General features: G+C 71.9%; 18 protein-coding genes. 14 read left to right on the forward strand and 4 right to left on the reverse strand.

Going from position 1 to position 18,445, the window contains the following annotated elements; genetic code table 11:
* Positions 1–35: 35 nt before the first annotated feature.
* The gene (locus tag VAB18032_RS22715) at positions 36–1,325 is read left to right on the forward strand and encodes a choice-of-anchor B family protein (RefSeq protein WP_013735270.1); all 1,290 of its coding nucleotides are present in this window, start codon (positions 36–38) and stop codon (positions 1,323–1,325) included.
* Complete coding sequence (locus VAB18032_RS22720; protein ID WP_013735271.1) at positions 1,322–2,248, forward strand: hypothetical protein; 927 nt, start codon at positions 1,322–1,324, stop codon at positions 2,246–2,248. The genes VAB18032_RS22715 and VAB18032_RS22720 overlap by 4 nt, the downstream gene beginning before the upstream one ends.
* An 86-nt stretch (positions 2,249–2,334) precedes the next feature.
* On the opposite strand, the gene VAB18032_RS22725 is transcribed toward VAB18032_RS22720, so the two are convergent.
* Positions 2,335–2,781, reverse strand: a complete 447-nt coding sequence (locus tag VAB18032_RS22725) for an SRPBCC family protein (protein WP_013735272.1) — start codon at positions 2,779–2,781, stop codon at positions 2,335–2,337.
* Positions 2,782–2,969: 188 nt separating this feature from the next.
* Between VAB18032_RS22725 and VAB18032_RS22730 the strand changes: the two genes are divergently transcribed.
* The 4 genes from VAB18032_RS22730 (at position 2,970) to VAB18032_RS22745 (ending at position 7,935) form a co-directional block, all read left to right on the forward strand.
* Complete coding sequence (locus VAB18032_RS22730; RefSeq protein ID WP_148272335.1) at positions 2,970–4,319, forward strand: GH1 family beta-glucosidase; 1,350 nt, start codon at positions 2,970–2,972, stop codon at positions 4,317–4,319.
* Positions 4,316–5,587 carry an MFS transporter gene (locus VAB18032_RS22735; protein WP_013735274.1) on the forward strand — a complete coding sequence of 424 codons (1,272 nt, stop codon included), beginning with the start codon at positions 4,316–4,318 and terminating at the stop codon, positions 5,585–5,587. The genes VAB18032_RS22730 and VAB18032_RS22735 overlap by 4 nt, the downstream gene beginning before the upstream one ends.
* Positions 5,588–5,602: 15 nt before the next feature.
* On the forward strand, positions 5,603–7,012 hold the full coding sequence (gltX, locus tag VAB18032_RS22740) for a glutamate--tRNA ligase (protein ID WP_081476304.1): 1,410 nt from the start codon (positions 5,603–5,605) through the stop codon (positions 7,010–7,012).
* 272 nt (positions 7,013–7,284) lie between these two features.
* Entirely contained in the window at positions 7,285–7,935 is a 651-nt protein-coding gene (locus tag VAB18032_RS22745) for a hypothetical protein (RefSeq protein ID WP_043721642.1), read from the forward strand.
* Positions 7,936–8,074: 139 nt separating this feature from the next.
* On the opposite strand, the gene VAB18032_RS22750 is transcribed toward VAB18032_RS22745, so the two are convergent.
* Complete coding sequence (locus VAB18032_RS22750) at positions 8,075–8,440, reverse strand: hypothetical protein (protein WP_013735277.1); 366 nt, start codon at positions 8,438–8,440, stop codon at positions 8,075–8,077.
* Positions 8,441–8,571: 131 nt separating this feature from the next.
* Here VAB18032_RS22750 and VAB18032_RS22755 point away from each other — a divergent pair, with 131 nt between their 5' ends.
* The 6 genes from VAB18032_RS22755 to VAB18032_RS22780 all read left to right on the forward strand — a co-directional run bounded on the left by VAB18032_RS22755 (position 8,572) and on the right by VAB18032_RS22780 (position 14,223).
* Entirely contained in the window at positions 8,572–9,855 is a 1,284-nt protein-coding gene (locus VAB18032_RS22755) for a PucR family transcriptional regulator (RefSeq protein ID WP_269764260.1), read from the forward strand.
* A 78-nt stretch (positions 9,856–9,933) separates the two neighbouring features.
* The gene (locus VAB18032_RS22760; protein WP_013735279.1) at positions 9,934–10,932 is read left to right on the forward strand and encodes an ACP S-malonyltransferase; all 999 of its coding nucleotides are present in this window, start codon (positions 9,934–9,936) and stop codon (positions 10,930–10,932) included.
* Positions 10,929–11,873 (forward strand): beta-ketoacyl-ACP synthase III, encoded by a 945-nt coding sequence (locus VAB18032_RS22765; protein ID WP_013735280.1) that lies wholly within the window; start codon positions 10,929–10,931, stop codon positions 11,871–11,873. Before VAB18032_RS22760 ends, VAB18032_RS22765 begins: the two co-directional genes overlap by 4 nt.
* Positions 11,874–11,957: 84 nt before the next feature.
* Positions 11,958–12,197 (forward strand): acyl carrier protein, encoded by a 240-nt coding sequence (locus VAB18032_RS22770; protein WP_013735281.1) that lies wholly within the window; start codon positions 11,958–11,960, stop codon positions 12,195–12,197.
* 2 nt (positions 12,198–12,199) lie between these two features.
* Positions 12,200–13,426, forward strand: coding sequence for a beta-ketoacyl-ACP synthase II (gene fabF, locus VAB18032_RS22775; RefSeq protein WP_013735282.1), 1,227 nt, complete (start codon positions 12,200–12,202; stop codon positions 13,424–13,426).
* A gap of 146 nt (positions 13,427–13,572) precedes the next feature.
* A complete protein-coding gene (locus VAB18032_RS22780; RefSeq protein ID WP_043725414.1) occupies positions 13,573–14,223 on the forward strand; it encodes a lipoprotein in 651 nt (216 codons plus the stop codon).
* Positions 14,224–14,253: 30 nt separating this feature from the next.
* Here VAB18032_RS22780 and VAB18032_RS22785 read toward each other — a convergent pair whose 3' ends face one another.
* Together VAB18032_RS22785 and VAB18032_RS22790 are read right to left on the reverse strand one after the other, a co-directional pair.
* On the reverse strand, positions 14,254–16,002 hold the full coding sequence (locus VAB18032_RS22785) for a glycoside hydrolase family 3 protein (protein WP_013735284.1): 1,749 nt from the start codon (positions 16,000–16,002) through the stop codon (positions 14,254–14,256).
* Positions 16,003–16,097: 95 nt separating this feature from the next.
* Positions 16,098–16,589, reverse strand: a complete 492-nt coding sequence (locus VAB18032_RS22790; RefSeq protein ID WP_013735285.1) for a DUF3145 domain-containing protein — start codon at positions 16,587–16,589, stop codon at positions 16,098–16,100.
* 313 nt (positions 16,590–16,902) lie between these two features.
* Between VAB18032_RS22790 and VAB18032_RS22795 the strand changes: the two genes are divergently transcribed.
* Positions 16,903–17,232, forward strand: coding sequence for a hypothetical protein (locus tag VAB18032_RS22795; protein WP_013735286.1), 330 nt, complete (start codon positions 16,903–16,905; stop codon positions 17,230–17,232).
* 201 nt (positions 17,233–17,433) lie between these two features.
* Positions 17,434–18,351 carry an alpha/beta fold hydrolase gene (locus tag VAB18032_RS22800; RefSeq protein ID WP_013735287.1) on the forward strand — a complete coding sequence of 306 codons (918 nt, stop codon included), beginning with the start codon at positions 17,434–17,436 and terminating at the stop codon, positions 18,349–18,351.
* Positions 18,352–18,445: the final 94 nt, after the last annotated feature.

The following is an 18,445-nucleotide window of genomic DNA, read 5'->3' on the forward strand; positions in this document are numbered from 1 at the left end:
CCGTCGACGGCCGGGCGCGACGGGAGGGAGTGCACATGCGACCTGTCCGGATCGGCCTGGCCCTGGCTGTCGGCGCCCTGGTGGTGTCGATGCTCGGGCCGGGCTCGCCTTCGGTGGCCCACGATCCCGCGACCCCCGCCGGGCGGGCCTCGGCCCAGGAGTTCATGGCCCAGCGTGAACCCACCCAGCAGATGGCCGCCCAGGCCGCTACCGCCTGCACCAACGGTCAGGCAGCCGGCTACCCCTGCCGCAACGTGGACCTGCTGTCGTTCATGCCGCTGTCCAGCATCGGCGGCAGCCAGGCCAACGACATCTGGGGCTGGACCGACCCGCAGACCCGCAAGGAGTACGCGCTTGTCGGCCGTCGCAACGGCACCTCCTTCGTGGACGTGTCCAACCCGAGCGCCCCGGTCTACCTGGGCAACCTGCCCGCGTACCAGAACCGCACGGCGGTCTGGCGGGACATCAAGGTCTACCGCGACCACGCGTACGTGGTGGCGGACGTCTCCGGTCACGGCATGCAGGTCTTCGACCTCACCCGGTTGCGTGGGGTGACCACCCCGCAGACCTGGACGGCGAACGCGCACTACAGCGGGTTCGGCAACTCGCACAACATCGCGATCAACGAGCAGACCGGGTACGCGTACGCGGTGGGCACCAACACCTGCAGCGGCGGCCTGCACATGATCGACATCCGGACCCCGAAGTCACCGGTCTCGGCGGGTTGCGTCAGCAACGACGGCTACACCCACGACACCCAGTGCGTCGTCTACCGGGGGCCGGACACCGCGTACTCGGGCCGGGAGATCTGCGTCAGCTCCAACGAGGACACGGTGACCATCGTCGACGTGACGAGCAAGTCGTCGCCCCGGCAGCTGGCCCGCATCGGCTACACCGGTCGGGCGTACACCCACCAGGGGTGGTTCACCGAGGACCAGCGGTACTTCCTGCTCGACGACGAGTTGGACGAGTCCCGGCGCGGGGTGAACACCCAGACGTACATCTGGGACCTGGCCGACCTGGACGCCCCCCGGCACATCGGCACCTACAGCGCGCCGAGCGGGGTCGCCGCCACCGACCACAACCAGTACGTCAAGGGCCGGTACAGCTACCAGGCCAACTACCGGGCCGGGCTGCGCATCCTGGACCTGACCGACGTGTCCAGCGGCCGGGCCACCGAGGCCGGCTTCTTCGACATCTACCCGTCGAGCAACAGCGCGTCGATGAACGGCGCGTGGAGCGTCTACCCCTACTATCCCAGCGGCATCGTCGTGGTCAGCGGTATCGAGCAGGGGTTGTTCGTGTTGCAGCCCCGGTTGTCGTGACCACGACCGACCAGCGGCCGGCGACCCTCGCCGAGATCGTGGACGGGGCGTCCCAGCCGGGGCGCCCCGGCCCCGACGGTGCACCGGCGGGTCGGGTCGGTCGCTACGCCGCCGCCGTCCTGGTGCTCGGCCTGACCCTGGCGGTCGGCTTCTTCGCGGGTCGGGCCGGCGGCACGACCGCTCCGGCTCGGCCGGCGGCGGCCGGGGCGCTCGCCCACGCCAATCACGGGCCCGGCGGGCTGGAGGTCTCCCGGGACGGCTGGACGCTTACCGTGGACCAGGCGAGGCTGCGTGCCGGCAAGCCGGGTGAGCTGGTCTTCCGGATCACCGACACGGCCGGGGCGGCGCTCACCGATTTCCAGGTGGTCCACGACCGGCCGTTGCACCTGATCCTGGTCGGCCGCGACCTCGGCGGGTATCAGCACGTGCATCCGGAGATGTCGCCGGACGGCAGCTGGCGGGTCACGATCACCCCGGCCGCACCCGGCCCGCTACGGGCGATCGCCGACTTCTGGCCGACGGGGGCGGCGGCCGGCACCACGCTCGGCATCGACCTGCCGGTTCCCGGTCGGTACGCAGCCGAGGAACTCGCCCCACCCGAGGAGACCGTGCTGGTGGACGGCTACACGGTCACCCTGGACGGCGGCCTGCGGGCCGGCGAGTCCAACCAGGTGCTGGTCTGGCTCGGCCGCGACGGGCAGCCGGTCAACGACCTGCAACTGCACCTGGGCGCGTACGGGCACCTGGTGGCGCTGCGTCAGGGTGACCTGGCGTACCTGCACGTGCATCCGGCGGCGGCGAGCCAACCCAGCTCGGTGGTGGCGTTCGGGGTCACCGTGCCATCGGCCGGCACCTACCGGCTGTTCTTCGAGTTCCGGCATCTCGACGAGGTACGCGTCGCCGCGTTCACCGTGGTCGTGTGAGCGTCGCGAAAGCGGTGGCGGCCCGGGTGCCTCTGGACGGGACACCGGGGCCGCCACCGTCGCGGGTGACGCCAGGACGCGGCCGGTCAGCCGACGGCGGCCAGGTCGGTCAGCCGGGCCAGCGAGTCCTCCAGATCGGCGCCGACCCGACGCAGGCCGAGTCGCAGCAGGGCGGCCTTGACCGGGCCGGCCGGCCAGCGTACGACGATCAGCCGCACGATCGTGCCGCCCTCCTCCTCGTCGGGAGTGAGCTGGACGTAAATCTCGGTGCGCGCCTCCGCTCGGGCACCGGCGCCCTTCGCGCGTTCCCGCCAGCCGATCAGCGTCGGTTCCTGGTAGGCGATCACCTCGGCTTCGTGCGCGGCGCCGCGTCCGGCCTGGACCAGTTGCCGTCTGCCGAAGCCCTCTCCCGAGAGAACCTCGGCCGCACGGACGCCGGCCAGCCAGGCGGGCAACTGCTCGGCCCGCTGTACCACATCCCAGACCGCTTCGACCGGCGCCGCCACGTGCGCGCTGCGTTCCACGAGGATCATTATTCCGTCTTCCTCCAGTGAGGACATCCCACGATATCGGCACTCTATGCGTCAAATCGGACGTATGTGGACGTGTTCGCAAAAGACACGCCGAAAGGTATTGCTTTCCCATGCACATCGGCCTATAGACCCGAGCCCCTGCGCGCCCTAGAGTCCCGAACACGTTTCGCATTTCTCCGGGAGGGCGCATGTCGACCGCAGCTATGCCCAGCTTCCCCGCCGGATTCCGCTGGGGCGTCTCCACATCGGCGTACCAGATCGAGGGTGCGGCCGGCGCCGACGGGCGGGGACCGTCCATCTGGGACACCTTCGCGCACTCCCCCGGACGGATCGTCGACGGCAGCAGCGGCGACGTCGCCTGCGACCACTACCACCGCTACGCCGAGGACATCGCCCTGATGGCCGAGCTGGGGGTGACCGCGTACCGGTTCTCGGTGGCCTGGCCCCGGGTGCGACCGACCGGCAGTGGCGCGGTCAACCCCGCTGGGCTGGACTTCTACGAACGGCTGGTCGACGGGCTGCTGGAGCGCGGCATCGACCCGGTCGCCACGCTGTTCCACTGGGACCTGCCGCAGCCGTTGGAGGACGCCGGCGGATGGCTCAACCGGGACACCGCACACCGCTTCGCCGAGTACGCCGACCTGGTGGCCGAGCGCCTCGGTGACCGGGTCAAACTCTGGATCACCCTCAACGAGCCGTTCATCCACATGAGCCTCGGTCACGGCACCGGCGAACACGCCCCCGGCCGGGCGCTGCTCTTCGACGCCTTCCCGGTCGCCCACCACCAACTGCTCGGCCACGGTCTCGCGGTCACCGCGCTGCGCGCCCGGACCGCCGCCCCGGTCGCCATCGCCAACAACTACTCCCCCGTACGCGCCGCCGGTGACGGCCCGGCCGACCGTTCCGCCGTCGCGGCGTACGAGGCGCTGCACAACCAGCTGTTCACCGATCCGCTGTTCGGCCGCGGCTACCCGACCGAACTGGGCTTCGACCAGAGCGCCGTGCGCGACGGCGACCTCGACGTGATCGCCGCGCCGATCGACGTGCTGGGGGTCAACTACTACAACCCCACAGGCGTACGGGCACCCGAGGACGGCTCACCGCTGCCGTTCGAGCTGGTGCCGCTCGACGGTTATCCGCGTACCGCCTTCGACTGGCCGGTGGCCCCGGACGGGCTGCGCGAACTGCTCGGCTGGCTGCACGGTCGCTACGGCGCCGACCTGCCACCGGTCCAGATCACCGAGAGCGGCTGCGCCTACGACGACGAGCCCGACGCCGACGGCCGGGTGCACGACCCGGACCGGATCGCCTACCTCGACGGCCACCTGCGGGCGGTGCGCGCCGCCGTCGACGACGGGGTCGACGTCACCGGCTACTTCGTCTGGTCGCTGCTGGACAACTGGGAGTGGGCCGAGGGCTTCACCAAGCGCTTCGGCCTGGTGCACGTCGACTACCCCACCGGACGGCGTACCCCGAAGTCGTCGTACGCCTGGCTGCGTGAGGTCATCGCGACGGCCCGGCGGGACACCGCCCGGTGACCACCGTCGACCCGATGCCGGCCTCGCTGCCGGCGGCGCTCGCCGAGCCGACGGTGCCGGTACGGCGAGGCTGGATCGCGCTGCTGTTCGCCGCGAACCTCGGCGTCTGGATGGCGTTCTTCACCCCGATCCAGGTGCTGCTGCCGCAGCAGATCGAGCAGATCGCGCCGACGGACAAGGAGACCATGCTGGCGGTGGTCACCGGGGTGGGCGCGCTGGCCGCGGTGCTGGCCAACCCGCTCGCCGGAGCGCTGTCGGACCGGACCTGCCTGCGGCTCGGGCGCTGGGAACTCGGTCGCCGGCACGTCTGGACCGTCGGTGGGGCGCTGATCGGTGCGCTGGCGCTGGTGCTGCTCGCCCAGGCGCGTACCGTCGCCGCGGTCACGGTCGGCTGGGTCGCCGCGCAGGTGTGCTTCAACGCGATGCTGGCCAGCCTGACCGCCGCCGTACCGGACCGGGTGCCGGTGGCGCAGCGGGGTGGTGTCTCCGGCTGGGTCGGCATCCCGCAGGCGCTCGGGCTGGTGCTCGGCGTGGTGCTGGTCACCGCCGTGGTCACCGGCAACGCCGCGGGCTATTACGCGATCGCCGCGGCCGTGGTGCTGCTCGCGGTGCCGTTCGCCCTGCGCACCACCGACGATCCGCTGCCGCGTACGCACCGGCCGGCGCTGCGCGGCATGCTGGCCGGCATGTGGGTGTCGCCGCGTCGCCACCCCGACTTCGGGTGGGCCTGGATCACCCGGTTCCTGGTCCAGCTCGGCAACGCCTTCGGCACCCTCTACCTGCTCTACTTCCTCACCGACGAGGTACGGCTGGCCGACCCCGACACCGGCCTGCTGGTGCTGATCCTGCTCTACACCGCCGGGCTGATGGCCACCACGGTGATCGCCGGCCGGCTGTCGGACCGCTCCGGCAGACGGAAGGTCTTCGTGATCGCCGCCGGGATGGTGATGGCGGTGGCGGCGCTGCTGCTGGCCGCCGCGCCCACCTGGCCGACGGCGATCGTCGCCGCGCTGCTGCTCGGCGCCGGTTACGGCGTGTACCTGTCGGTGGACGCCGCCCTGATCACGCAGGTGCTGCCGCGGGCCACCGACCGGGCCAAGGACCTCGGCGTGATCAACATCGCCAACTCGGCGCCGCAGGTGCTCGGCCCGGCCATCGCCGCCCCGATCGTCGTGTACCTGGGCGGCTATCCGGCGCTGTACGCGACCACGGCCGCGGTGACCGTCCTCGGCAGCGTGCTGGTGCTGAAGATCCGCTCGGTGCCCTGACGGTAGGCTGTGGTCGTGACGGTACGTGTGCGCTTCGCCCCATCCCCGACCGGTATGTTCCACGTCGGCGGTGCCCGCTCGGCACTGCAGAACTGGATCTACGCCAAGCAGCAGGGCGGGGTGTTCGTGCTGCGCATCGAGGACACCGACGCGGCGCGCAACTCCCCCGAGTGGACCGAGGGCATCCTGTCGGCGTTGGACTGGATCGGCATCTCCCGGGACAGCTACGAGGGCCCCTACTTCCAGTCCTCGTACGCGCAGGAGCACCGCGCCGCAGCCGCCCGGCTGCACGACTCGGGCCGGGCGTACTACTGCGACTGCACCCGCGAGGCGGTGCAGGCCCGCACCGGCAACCAGTACACCGGCTACGACGGCTACTGCCGCGACCGGGGTCTGCCGCCGGGTGAGGGCCGGGCGCTGCGGTTCCGTACCCCGGACGAGGGCACCACGGTGGTCACCGACCTGATCCGCGGCGAGCCGACCTTCGAGAACAAGCTCATCGAGGACTTCGTCATCGCCCGGGGTGACGGCTCGCCGGTGTTCCTGCTGGCCAACGTGGTGGACGACATGACCATGGGGATCACCCACGTGATCCGGGCCGAGGAGCACCTGCCCAACACCCCCAAGCAGCAGCTGCTCTGGGACGCCCTCGGCGTCAAGCCGCCGGTCTGGGCGCACGTACCGGTGGTGGTCAACGAGAAGCGGCAGAAGCTGTCCAAGCGCCGCGACAAGGTCGCCCTGGAGGCGTACCGGGACGAGGGCTACCTCGCCGCCGCCATGCGCAACTACCTGATGCTGCTGGGCTGGGCGCCCTCCGGGGACCGGGAGATCGTGCCCTGGTCGGTGATCGAGGACGAGTTCCGTCTGTCGGAGGTGAACCCGTCACCGGCGTTCTTCGACGAGAAGAAGCTGCGCGCGTTCAACGGCGAGTACATCCGGGCGCTGCCGGTCGAGGAGTTCATCGAGGCCTGCCGGCCGTGGCTGACCGGCACCGGCACCATCGCGCCGCCGCCGTGGCAGCCCGAGGAGTTCGACCCGGCGGTGTTCGCCACGGTGGCGCCCCTGGCCCAGACCCGGATCGCGGTGCTCAGCGAGATCGTGCCGAACGTCGACTTCCTGTTCGTGGCGACGCCCCTGATCGACGAGGCGGCCTGGACGAAGGCCATGAAGGAGGGATCGGCCGAGCTGCTGGAGGCGACAATCGCCGCCTTCGAGGCGGTCGACTCCTGGGACGCGCAGACACTCAAGGCCACCCTGGAGGCGGTCGGTGCCGAGCGTGGACTCAAGCTCGGCAAGGCCCAGGCGCCGGTACGGGTCGCGGTCACCGGTCGCACCGTCGGCCTGCCGCTGTTCGAGTCGTTGGAGGTGCTCGGCCCCGAGCGCACGCTCACCCGCCTGCGCGCCGCCCGGCTACGCCTCGTCTAGGCGGCCACCGACACCGCCCCGGTGGCGGCGGCAGGTTATCCTGCCTGCATCACTGGTCCCGGCACAGGTAAGATCCGCCCACTGCTTGACGACCGCTACCGTGCCGAGTCGAGATCGCAGATAGTTCCAATTAGTGTTCCACCGGCTGCAACCGATCGACGTTCGGCGGAGTCTTTAGGTGGGTACCCGTCCTGCGGGTACGGTCACCGCCGTCAGCTTCCGGCACGTGACTCCTGCAGCAGAGCCACCATCGAACGGGGCGAGGAGGCGGCATGGTCCGACGGATGAGGCGACTGGCCGTAGTGGCGTTGGGCGGGTTGGCGGCCATGCTGCTGTCCCTCACCGTGGCGGAACCGGCGAAGGCGGCACCGAAGTCGCCGCCGGCCGGGGTGGACATCACCGGGCACGGCCTAGCCGAACCGTTGCGACTGCGTGCCGAGCAGCATCCCGAGCATGTCAAGGCCATCGTCGACCAGGTCAGCGCCAAGGTGCTGGTACGCCAGCCGGGCAGCCCGAAGAAGGCGAATCTCGGTCCGAAGTACACAGTCGTGGTGCTCGCCGGCGACGTTCCCAAGCAGACCTACGACCTCTACCCGAAGGCCGTCGGCGGGCCCCGGGTCTACCGGCCGGCCAAGCAGCCGGACTCGCGCAAGACCACGGCGGCCTGGTTCCTCGGCCGCGTCACCATGTCCGAGACGCTGCGCACCGCCGGCGTACCGCTGGAGCGCACGTACGAGGCGGTCAGCGGTGGCATCGGCGGCGGCGAACGGATCATCCCGGAGGACACCCTCAACCCGGCGCAGGACATCAACGAGGCCTTCGGGGAACTGCGTCGCCTCCTGCTGCTCAACGTCGCGGTGGTCGTCGTGATCACCCTCGGGCTCGCCGGGATCGCCCTGCTGATCCGCCGCCGGACCCGCTGACCGTCAGCTCACCGCTCACCCACGCGATCGACACCCGGCCTGGCCGGGCGTTGATCGTCGGCGCGCTCGACACCATCGTCTGGTGCTCAGCACCAGCGTCGGGGCGCTCGACACCGCAATCGGGACCAGCGTCGGGTGGTCAGCACCAGCGTCGCGGTGGGCGCTCCCGTCGGGTGGCGCGGCGAGCCGGGCGTACCGGGCCGTGTCGGTGTGCGCCGGCCCAGCCGGGCTGCTCGCTGCGGCAGCCGGAGGCGTCCGGCTCGTCCGGCTCGACCGGCGGTTCGGCCGCCCGTTGCCGGGGCACCGCCGGCTCGGTCGGGCCGGGTCGCGCGACCGCCGGCTCCTCGTCGCCACGCTCCGGCGTCCAGCCGGCATGCGCGTCGGCCGGTTGGCTGAGGCCGGTCGGCCGCCGGTGGTGGTGCTTGGCGGTGGCCGGCTGTTCGTGAGCGCCCGGTCGGCTCGGCTCGTCCTGGGCGCAGCCGTATTCGGCGTCCCCCTGCGCCATCGGCTTCTCCTCACGCTCTCGCCCTCACCCGCCGGTGCCCACCCGACGTGTCCTGACACGGTACTGGCCGGTACCGACGCGCCACGCACCGCGTACCCGGTCGAGGTCAGGGATGGGACCGGACGGCTGCCGTGAAGGTCCAGTTCAGGGCATGTCAGGCTAGGTGGGTGAGCGGATCGGGCGGGACGGAACTGTCGGCCACGCTGCGCCGGATCGAACGCGCGGCCGGCACCCTGGCCACCGCCAGCGTGGCCCGGATGGACGAGACGCTGCCCTGGTTCCGGGAGTTGCCGGCCGACCAGCGCTCCTGGGTGATGTTGGTGGCCCAGGCCGGCGTCCGTTCCCTGGTGCAGTGGCTCTGGTCGGGCGGTGGTACCGGTGAGGGCACCCAGGAGGTCTCCGACGAGGTCTTCGCCACCGCGCCCCAGGCGCTGGCCCGCTCGATCACCCTCCAGCAGACCGTGGCACTGATCAAGGTCACCATCGACGTGGTCGAGGAGCAGGTGAGCGAGCTCGCCGCCCCCGGCGAGGAGCCGCAGTTGCGCGATGCGGTGCTGCGCTTCTCCCGGGAGATCGCCTTCGCCGCCGCCCGGGTCTACGCGCGGGCGGCGGAGTCCCGTGGCTCGTGGGACGCACGGTTGCAGGCCCTGCTGGTGGACGCGCTGTTGCGTGGTGACTCCCCGGACGTGCTGGCCAGCCGCGCCGCGGCCCTCGGCTGGACGGACGCGCCGCCGGTGGCGGTGGCGGTGGGCACCTCCCCGGGCGGTGAGGTGGCCGCCGTCCTGCACAACGTCTACCGCCAGGCGCGGCGTATCGGTGTGGAGGTGATCGGCGGCGTGCACGGCGACCGGCTGGTGATCGTGCTCGGCGGGGCGGCCGAGCCGGTGGCGGCCACCGGCAAGCTGCTCACCGCGTTCGGTCCGGGGCCGGTGGTGGTCGGCCCGGCGGTGCCGAGCCTGGACGAGGCGACCGAGTCGGCGCGGGCGGCGCTGGCCGGCTACCGCGCGGCACCGGCCTGGCCCACCGCGCCCCGCCCGGTCCACGCCGGCGACCTGCTGCCGGAGCGGGCTCTGGCCGGTGACGCGGAGGCCCGTCGGCGGCTGCGGCACGATGTGTACGCGACGCTGGCGCGGGCCGGCGGCGAGCTGCTGGAGACGCTTGACGCGTTCTTCGCGGCGGGCGGGACGCTGGAGAGCGCCGCCCGGGCGTTGTACGTGCACCCGAACACGGTGCGTTACCGGCTGCGGCGGATCTCCGACGTCACCGGGTTCAGCCCGCTGATGCCACGGGACGCCTTCGCCCTGCGTGTCGCGCTGACGGTGGGTCGGCTGGACCCGGTGGTACCGACCCAGACATTGCCCCCACCCGCCGGTAAAAGATCACAGGCAAGTGACGATCATCGCCAATCTTTGTAGGATCCCTCCAAAGGTCCTAGTGCGGTTTGGTGTCAGTCGGCACAGCGCATCGCGTGGCTATCCGGGAGAGTCATACACGTGCTCGCCGTACTCTGCCCCGGCCAGGGTTCTCAGAAACCCGGCTTCCTCACTCCCTGGCTCGACCTGACCGGCGTTGAAGACCGGCTGCGCAGCTGGTCGACACTGGCCGAGGTCGATCTGGTTCACCTGGGCACCAAGGCCGACGCCGACGAGATCCGGGACACGGCCCGTACCCAGCCGCTGCTGGTGGCCGCCGCCCTGCTCGCCGCCGAGCAGTTGCCGCTGACCGAGGTGGCCCTCACCGCCGGGCACAGCGTCGGCGAACTCGGCGCGGCGGCGCTGGCCGGCACCCTGTCGACCGAGGCGGCGATCACCCTGGCCGGCGTACGCGGCCGGGAGATGGCTGCCGCCTGCGCGCTGGAGCCGACCGGCATGGCCGCCGTGCTCGGTGGCGACCCGGACGAGGTGGTCGCCGTGATCAACGGGCACGGCCTGCACGCCGCGAACCGCAACGGCAGTGGCCAGATCGTGGCCGCCGGTGCGGTCGCCGGGCTGGAGAAGCTCGCTGCCGAGCCACCGACCCGGGCGCGGATCATCCGCCTCCAGGTGGCCGGCGCGTTCCACACCCCGTACATGGCCCCGGCGGAGACCGCGCTGGCCTCGGTGGCGGACGGGATCACCCCGGACGACCCGACCCGGATCCTGCTGTCCAACCTTGACGGCGCGCCGGTCGACGACGGCCGGGAGGTCCTGCAGCGGCTGGTCCGCCAGGTCACCGCCCCGGTCCGGTGGGACCTCTGCATGGCCACCCTCGCCGAACTCGGCGTGACCGCGGTGATCGAACTGCCGCCCGCAGGCACGCTCGCCGGCCTGGTGAAGCGGGAACTCAAGGGCAACGGCGCCCCGGAGATCGTCACCTTGAACACCCCGGACGACCTGCCCGCCGCCCGCGACCTGATCGCCCGGCACGGCACGACCGCCCGCCAGGAGCCGGGCAGCCGGCTCGATTCGAACGAGTCTCGCGACGAGACCGACCGCAGGGAGAGCTCGGCATGAGCGGCAGCAGGATCCTCTCGCTAGGCCACTACCAGCCGTCCCGGGTGGTGACCAACAACGACATCGCCCAGCTGGTGGACACCAACGACGAGTGGATCCGCGACCGGGTCGGCATCGTCAGCCGGCGCATCGCCGGTGACGAGACCGTCGCCGACATGGCCGCTGCCGCCGCCGACAAGGCCCTGGCGAACTCCGGCCTGACCGCCGCCGACATCGACCTGGTCGTCGTCGCCACCTGCACCTCGGTCGACCGCAGCCCGAACGTGGCCTGCCGGGTCGCCGCCAAGCTGGGCATCAGCGCCCCCGGTGCGTTCGACGTCAACACCGCCTGCTCCGGTTTCTCGTACGCGCTCGGCACGGTCGACCACGCGATTCGCGCCGGTGCCAGCCGCAACGCCATCGTGATCGGCGCCGAGAAGCTCTCCGAGTTCACCGACTGGACCGACCGCTCCACCTGCATCATCTTCGGTGACGGCGCGGGTGCCGCGGTGGTCACCGCCACCGGCACGGACGAAGCGCCCGGCGTGGGCCCGGTGATCTGGGGTTCGGTGCCCGAGCGGGGCGACGCGGTACGCATCGAGGGCTGGCGTCCGTACGTCGCCCAGGAGGGCCAGACGGTGTTCCGCTGGGCCACCACGGCGCTGGCGCCCCTGGCGTTGCAGGCGTGCGAGCGGGCCGGGGTCGACCCGTCCGAGCTGGCCGCCTTCGTGCCGCACCAGGCCAACACCCGGATCATCGACGGCATCGCCAAGCGGTTGAACATCCCGCAGGCGATCATCGCCAAGGACCTCGTCGAGTCCGGCAACACCTCCGCGGCCAGCATCCCGCTGGCCCTGTCCAAGCTGGTCGAGCGCCGTGAGGTGCCCTCGGGCGCGCCGGTGCTGCTGTTCGGCTTCGGCGGCGGCCTGACCTACGCCGGTCAGGTCGTCCGCTGCCCCTGATACCCCCTCGGCGCGTCGTCGCCGAGGAGCAAGGCGGTGGCGTCGCCGCCGCCGAGAGAAACCCGATGAGAGGAACCCACCGCAATGACCCGTGACGAGATCACCGCCGGCCTCGCCGAGATCCTCGAAGAGGTTGCCGGGGTGAGCCCGGACGACGTGGCCGAGGGGAAGTCCTTCACCGACGACCTGGACGTCGACTCCCTTTCCATGGTGGAGGTCGTGGTGGCGGCCGAGGAGAAGTTCGGCGTCAAGATCCCGGACAACGAGGTGCAGAACCTCAAGACGGTCGGGGACGCCGTCAGCTACATCGAGGCGCAGTCCTGATCATGACTCGATCCGACGTCGTCGTCACCGGGCTCGGCGCGACCACCCCGCTGGGCGGGGACGTCGCGTCGACCTGGGACGCCATGCTCAACGGCCGCTCCGGGGTGAGTGCTCTCACCCAGGAGTGGGCCGAGCAGCTGCCGGTCCGCATCGCCGCCCAGCTGGCGGTCGACCCGGCCACCGTGCTGGACCGGGTGAAGCTGCGCCGGCTGGACCGTTCCGAGGCGATCGCCCTGATCGCCGCCCACCAGGCCTGGGCGGACGCCGGCCTGGCCGACGCCCGGCCCGACGGGGAACGGGTGGGTGTCAGCATCGGCTCCGGCATCGGCGGCGCAGTCACCCTGCTCGCCCAGGACGACATCCTGGAGGCCTCCGGCCCTCGCCGGGTCTCCCCGCACACCGTGCCGATGCTGATGCCCAACGGCCCGGCCGCCTGGGTGGGCCTGGAACTCGGCGCCCAGGCGGGTGTGCACTCGGTGGCCAGTGCCTGTGCCACCGGCGCGGAGGCGATCGCGCTGGGTCTGGACATGATCCGGTCCGGCCGCGCCGACGTGGTGGTGGCCGGCGGCACCGAGGCGGTCATCCACCCGCTGCCGATCGCCGGGTTCGCCTCGATGCGGGCCATGTCGACCCGCAACGACGAGCCGCAGCGGGCGTCGCGGCCGTGGGACAAGGGTCGGGACGGGTTCGTCCTCGGTGAGGGTGCCGGCATCGTGGTGCTGGAACGCGCCGAGCACGCCGCCGCCCGAGGTGCCCGGGTGTACGCCCGGCTGGCCGGCTCCGGCATCACCTCCGACGGCTACGACATCGTCCAGCCCCACCCGGAGGGTGCGGGGGCGATCCGGGCGATCGAGAAGGCGATCGCCGACGCGGACGTCGCCAAGTCCGACATCGTGCACGTCAACGCGCACGCCACCTCGACGCCGGTGGGCGACCTGGCCGAGATCAAGGCACTGCACCAGGCGCTGGGCGACCACCCGGTGCTGACCGCGACCAAGTCCATGTCCGGGCACCTGCTCGGTGCCGCCGGTGCGCTGGAGTCGATCGCGACGATCCTCGCGATCCGCGACGGTGTGGTGCCGCCGACGATCAACCTGGACGACCCGGACGACAGTCTCGACCTCGACGTGGTCACCAACAAGGCCCGCGAGATGTCGATCGAGGCCGCGCTGAACAACTCGTTCGGCTTCGGTGGTCACAACGTGGCGCTGGTCTTCACCCGCGCCTGACCGTCCGCCCGTCACCCCTGCCGTCGCTGTCATGGCGACGGCAGGGGTTTCGTGTCGTCGGGCGCAGCGGGCTTACCGACTTGACGGCGCCCCCCGGTTTCGCTTTGCTGAGCGCTTCAATAGATCAACAACGGGGAGTGGACATCGTGCGACGATCCCGGCTCGCGCTGGCGGCCCTGGCCATCGGGCTGCTCGCCGGCTGCGGCGGCGGTGCGCAGACCGATACCGGCGAGCAGCCCGGCGGTGCCGCGACGGGTGCGCCGTGGCACGACGAGGTGACCGCGGCCACGGCAAGCGAAACGGTAGGTGCCGGTGCCCCCTGTCCGCTGCCTGTGACGTTCGGACTGGCCGACGGGTGGCGGGTAAGTGAGATCAAGACCGCCGACCCGAACGACGAGGTGGCCGCTGCCGTAGCCGAGGCGTTGACCCGACGCGGCGGCACGACCGCGCGCTGCGAGGTGGACGGCCGCGCGGTCGCGTCGGGCTTCCTGCGGGTGTGGACGGCCGACGACGCGGACGCCCCGGCCCGGCAGACGCTGGAGGCGTTCGTCGCCGCCGAGCAGAAGGCGACCGATCCGCAGTACCGCCAGACCCGTGTCGGCGACCTCGACGTGATCGAGGCGAGTTGGTTGAGCCATCGGGAGTTGCTCGACGAGGACATCCGGGAGTGGGCGCTGGTGGTCCGGGCCGGCGGGGCGACGGTGCTGTTGGAGGCCAGCAGCACGAGCTTCGGTGACCCGCTCGACCTGCTGCCCGCGTACCGGCTGGCCCGCGACACGCTGACCGCGACGCCCTGACCGCCGCCGGCGCCCGTGCTGACCGTGGCGTCAGCCGGCGCAGGTGGTGGCGGACAGCCCGGACACCGGGACCGGAGAACGCCCCGGCGCAGTTGCCTTGCCGGCCAGCACGTCGGCGAGCGCCTCCATCGAGGCCCGACTCGACGAGTACGTGGCCAGCAGCGTCGGCGACTTCGCCTGACCCAGCACGTACGGGGTGTCCATCGCCACCGTGACCGCCGCGTCGGCCCGTAGGTCCCCGGCGCGGTCGCCGTACCCGACCAGGTGCACGATCGTGCCGCCGCTGGGCACCACCCGTACGCCGGCCTCGGTCAGCGCCTCGGTCAACGCGGTCCGGGTGTGCGCCCGCCCGTCGGAGGAGGTGACGGTGACCGGTCCACGGATCGCCACCTCGTCGCACCGGCCGCGCAGCACGGTCACCGCGGCGGCGGCCAACGCCCGTGCCGCCGCCCGGTGCGCCGGGGTGGCCAGCGCCGACAACTCCGGCGTCGGCGCGCCAGCGAGGCTGAACTTCATGGTCAGCACGCGGGTGGCCGCCTCCACCAGTCGGGCCCGGGGCAACGAGCCGTCCCGCAGCGCCGCCAGCAGCCCGTCGTACGCCTGGCTCACATTCGGCGGCATCAGGATCAGGTCGTTGCCGGCCTTCAGGGCGCGTACCGCGGCCTCCCCCGGCCCCCAGCGGCGCGCCGGTGCCATGTTCATGCCGTCGGTGACCACCACGCCCTGGAAGCCGAGTTCGCCGCGCAGCACCTCGGTGAGCAGCTTGTACGAGAAGGTCGCCGGCACACCGGGGTCGACCGACCGGACGTCGAGGTGGGCGGACATCACGGCCAGCGCACCGGCCTCGATGCCGGCGGTGAACGGTGGCCACGCCTGCGCCGCCAACTTCTTGCGGGACTGGCTGAGCACAGGCAGGTCCTGGTGGGAGTCGTCGGCGCTGTGCCCGTGCCCGGGGAAGTGCTTGACGGTGGCCGCCACCCCGGCGGCCTGCAGTCCGCGTACCGCCCCGCCGACCTGCTGCCCGGCGCGCTGCGGGTCCGCGCCGAAGGACCGGGACCCGATCACCGCGCTGCGGGTGACAAGCACGTCGGCGACCGGCGCGAAGTCGACGTTGATGCCCATGGCGGCCAGTTCGGTGCCGGCGGCCCGCCAGGCCGCCTCGGTCAGCGCGGGATCAGCGGCGGCCCCGGCGGCCAGGGCGCTGGGCAGCAGGGTCACTCCCTCGGTGACCCGGGTGACCACGCCGTACTCCTGGTCGGTGCCGATGAGCAGGGGTGCCGCACCGGCGGCCAGCTTCCCGGCGGCCTCGCGCAGCCCGGTGGTCAACTCGCGGACCTGCTTCGGGTTGTCGACGTTGGTGGTCGGTTGGTTGCCCTGGGTGGGGTCGTCGGCACTGAAGCCGACCAGGATAAGTCCGCCGAGCCGGTACTTCTCGATCATTTCTGCCGGGGTGTCCACTCCGGCGAGGGCCCGGTTTCCGGCGGCCGATCCGGCCGACACCTGGGTCGCCCGGTCGCCGTACGCGTACGGCATGAGCACCTGGCCGACCAGGTCCTCGTCGCCGAGTTCGGCGACCAGGGCGGCGGCCCGGGTGGCCGGGTCGTCCGGCGTGGCGGTCGGCGAGGGATCCGGTGCCGCCGGGGTGGACGGTGACGTCGAGCCGGACGCCGGGGCCGAGCCGGGACGCTGCCCGGGCTGGGAGCAACCGGAGGCGAGCAGCATGGTCACGGCGACGAGCACGGCGGCGACACGCCGAGGGGTAGTCGACACGCGGCCCATCCCACCAGCTCACCGCGTATCGGGCAACTTGGTCCGGTGGCGGCCGGGCGACGCCCCCGACCGCCCGGACGGAGATCCCGGGTGGTCGGCGACGCTCAGCCGACCCTGGTGAGCAGCGTCACCGGCGCGCCGTCCCCGGCGTAGCGGTACGGCTCCAGTTCGGCGTCCCAGGCGCTGCCGAGTGCCTTGTCGAGAGCGTGTGCGAGGGCCTCGGGTCCCCGCGCGGCGGCCATGATGCTGCGCAGCCGGTCCTCGCCGAGCTGGATGTCCCCGGCCGCGCCCACGGTGGCCCGGAACAGCCCGCGGCCGGGGACGTACATGAAGCGTTCACCGTCGGCGCCCGGACTGGGCTCCTCGGTGACCTCGAAACGGATCATGGGCCACTGCCGGAGGGCAGCAGCCAGTTCGGCGCCCGTCCCGGCGCGACCGGACCAGCCGCATTCGGCCCGGCGGGCGCTGGGATCGACGGGCTGGGCGGTCCATTGCAGGTTGACCGGCGCGGCAAGGACGCGCGCGATCGCCCACTCGACGTGTGAGCACACGGCGAGCGGGGTCGAATGGACGTATACGACGCCACGCGTTGGCACGGTGACCTCCCGGAGAGCGAGGTGCGTCTTCCCCTACGACCTCGACCGATTCCGGGTGCGTTGTTGTCACACATGATGACTGGTGGGACGGATGGTGCGCCAGGGAATCGGAAAATCCGCCGGTCGGAATACCCGGACAGGTGACCGCCGTTCCACCTCGTGACGCCGCGATGACCAGCCGGGATCGTGGGTCGTGTACAGTTCCATCGGCGGCCTGTGCCGCGTAAGCCTCTCGCGGGGCCTCCCATCGGGTGCCGCCCCGCAACAGCCCCCGGACGTTCCGTCCTCCGTACGTCTTGCAAGGAGTACCTCCGTGGCGAGCAACACCTCTAAGACCGCGCGCGCGTCAGTCCGGGCCGGCCAGGCTGGCCAGGGTGGCGCCCTCAGCGTGCTGGGCGAGTTCAAGTACCTGATCCCGCTCAACGGCGGCAAGCACGCCTACGTGCGGAACCTGACCAACGGCAAGACCGTGCACCTGCGCACCGACTCCGAGGCCTTCGTCGAGGAGATCCGGGTGCTGGCCGCCGCCGGCCACGCCGCCAAGATCCGGGCGGAGATCAACAGCCTCAACGCCGCCCACCCGGGCGACGGCTGGGACGCCGCCGAGAAGCGCCTGGTCGAGGCCGGCGTCTTCGAGGGCTGAGCCAGCCTCCCGTACCACCACGAAACGCCCGTCGGGTCTTCCCGGCGGGCGTTTCGTCGTCTCCGGCCCAGCCGGTCGAGCAGGGGACCCAAACCGGAATCTTCTCAACATCGCGGTTCTCGTGGTGTCATGGCGGGTAGCCGGTGTTACCACCGGGTACCCCCGGTGTTGCGCACTCGCGCGGCCATGGGGGAGGTGGCGATGCCAGAGCAGGTCGAAGTACGGCTTCCTGACGACGTACGCCTGCATGTGGAAGCCAGGGGACCGGCGGACGCCGAGGTCACCGTGGTGCTGTTGCACGGCTGGACGCTGGACGGGCGCAGCTGGCACCGGCAGGTGGCGGCGCTGCGCGAGACGTATCCGTCGGTGCGGGTGGTCACCTACGACGCGCGCGGGCACGGCCGGTCCAGTTGCATGGCGCTGCCCACGGCCACCCTGGCCCAGCTCGGCGATGATCTGGCCGCCGTGCTGGACACCGTCTCCTCCGGCGGCGGCCGGGTGGTGCTCGTCGGCCACTCGATGGGCGGCATGACGATCATGGAGTACGCCCACCGCCACCCCGAGCACTTCGCGCGCCGTACGGCCGGACTGCTCTTCGTCTCCACCACCGCCGAGGGGCACACGCACACCGTCTACGGTCTTTCACCGCGGATCGCCCGGATCATCCGGTTGGCCGAGACCACCGGGGCCGGGGTGTTGGCCCGCTGCGGCTCGTGGCGTCCGCCCCGGGCCCTGCTGCGGGCGCTGCAGCCCAGCATCCGCTGGATGCTCTTCGGTGAGCGCTGCGATCCGGCGGACATCCGCCTGGTCACCTCGGCGGTGGCTCGCGCCTCGCTGCGCTCGATCGGCGGGTTCCGGGCGTCGATCGGCGCCCAGCACCGGTTGGAGACGCTCGCCGCGTTGGCCCATCTGCCGGCGGCCGCCCTGGTCGGGGACCGGGACCGGCTCACCCCACCGCCGTGCGCGGAGTCGATCGCCGAGGCGTTGCCGGCCACCGACCTGGTGGTGTGCCCCGGCGCCGGCCACATGCTGATGATGGAACGCGCCGAGGAGGTCAACGGCGCACTCTCCGGCGTGCTGCGCCGGGTCCTCGACACCAGCCCCGTCCGCGACTGTTAACAAGGGACCCCTGCTCTACCTGACACGTTAACAAGGTGCCCTTCCTTGCACGTGGACGGCGGGGCGTAATCTCGTGCGGTTGGCCGGGCGGCGG

Origin of the sequence: Micromonospora maris AB-18-032 (assembly GCF_000204155.1) — a bacterium.
Taxonomy (GTDB): Bacteria; Actinomycetota; Actinomycetes; order Mycobacteriales; family Micromonosporaceae; genus Micromonospora; species Micromonospora gifhornensis.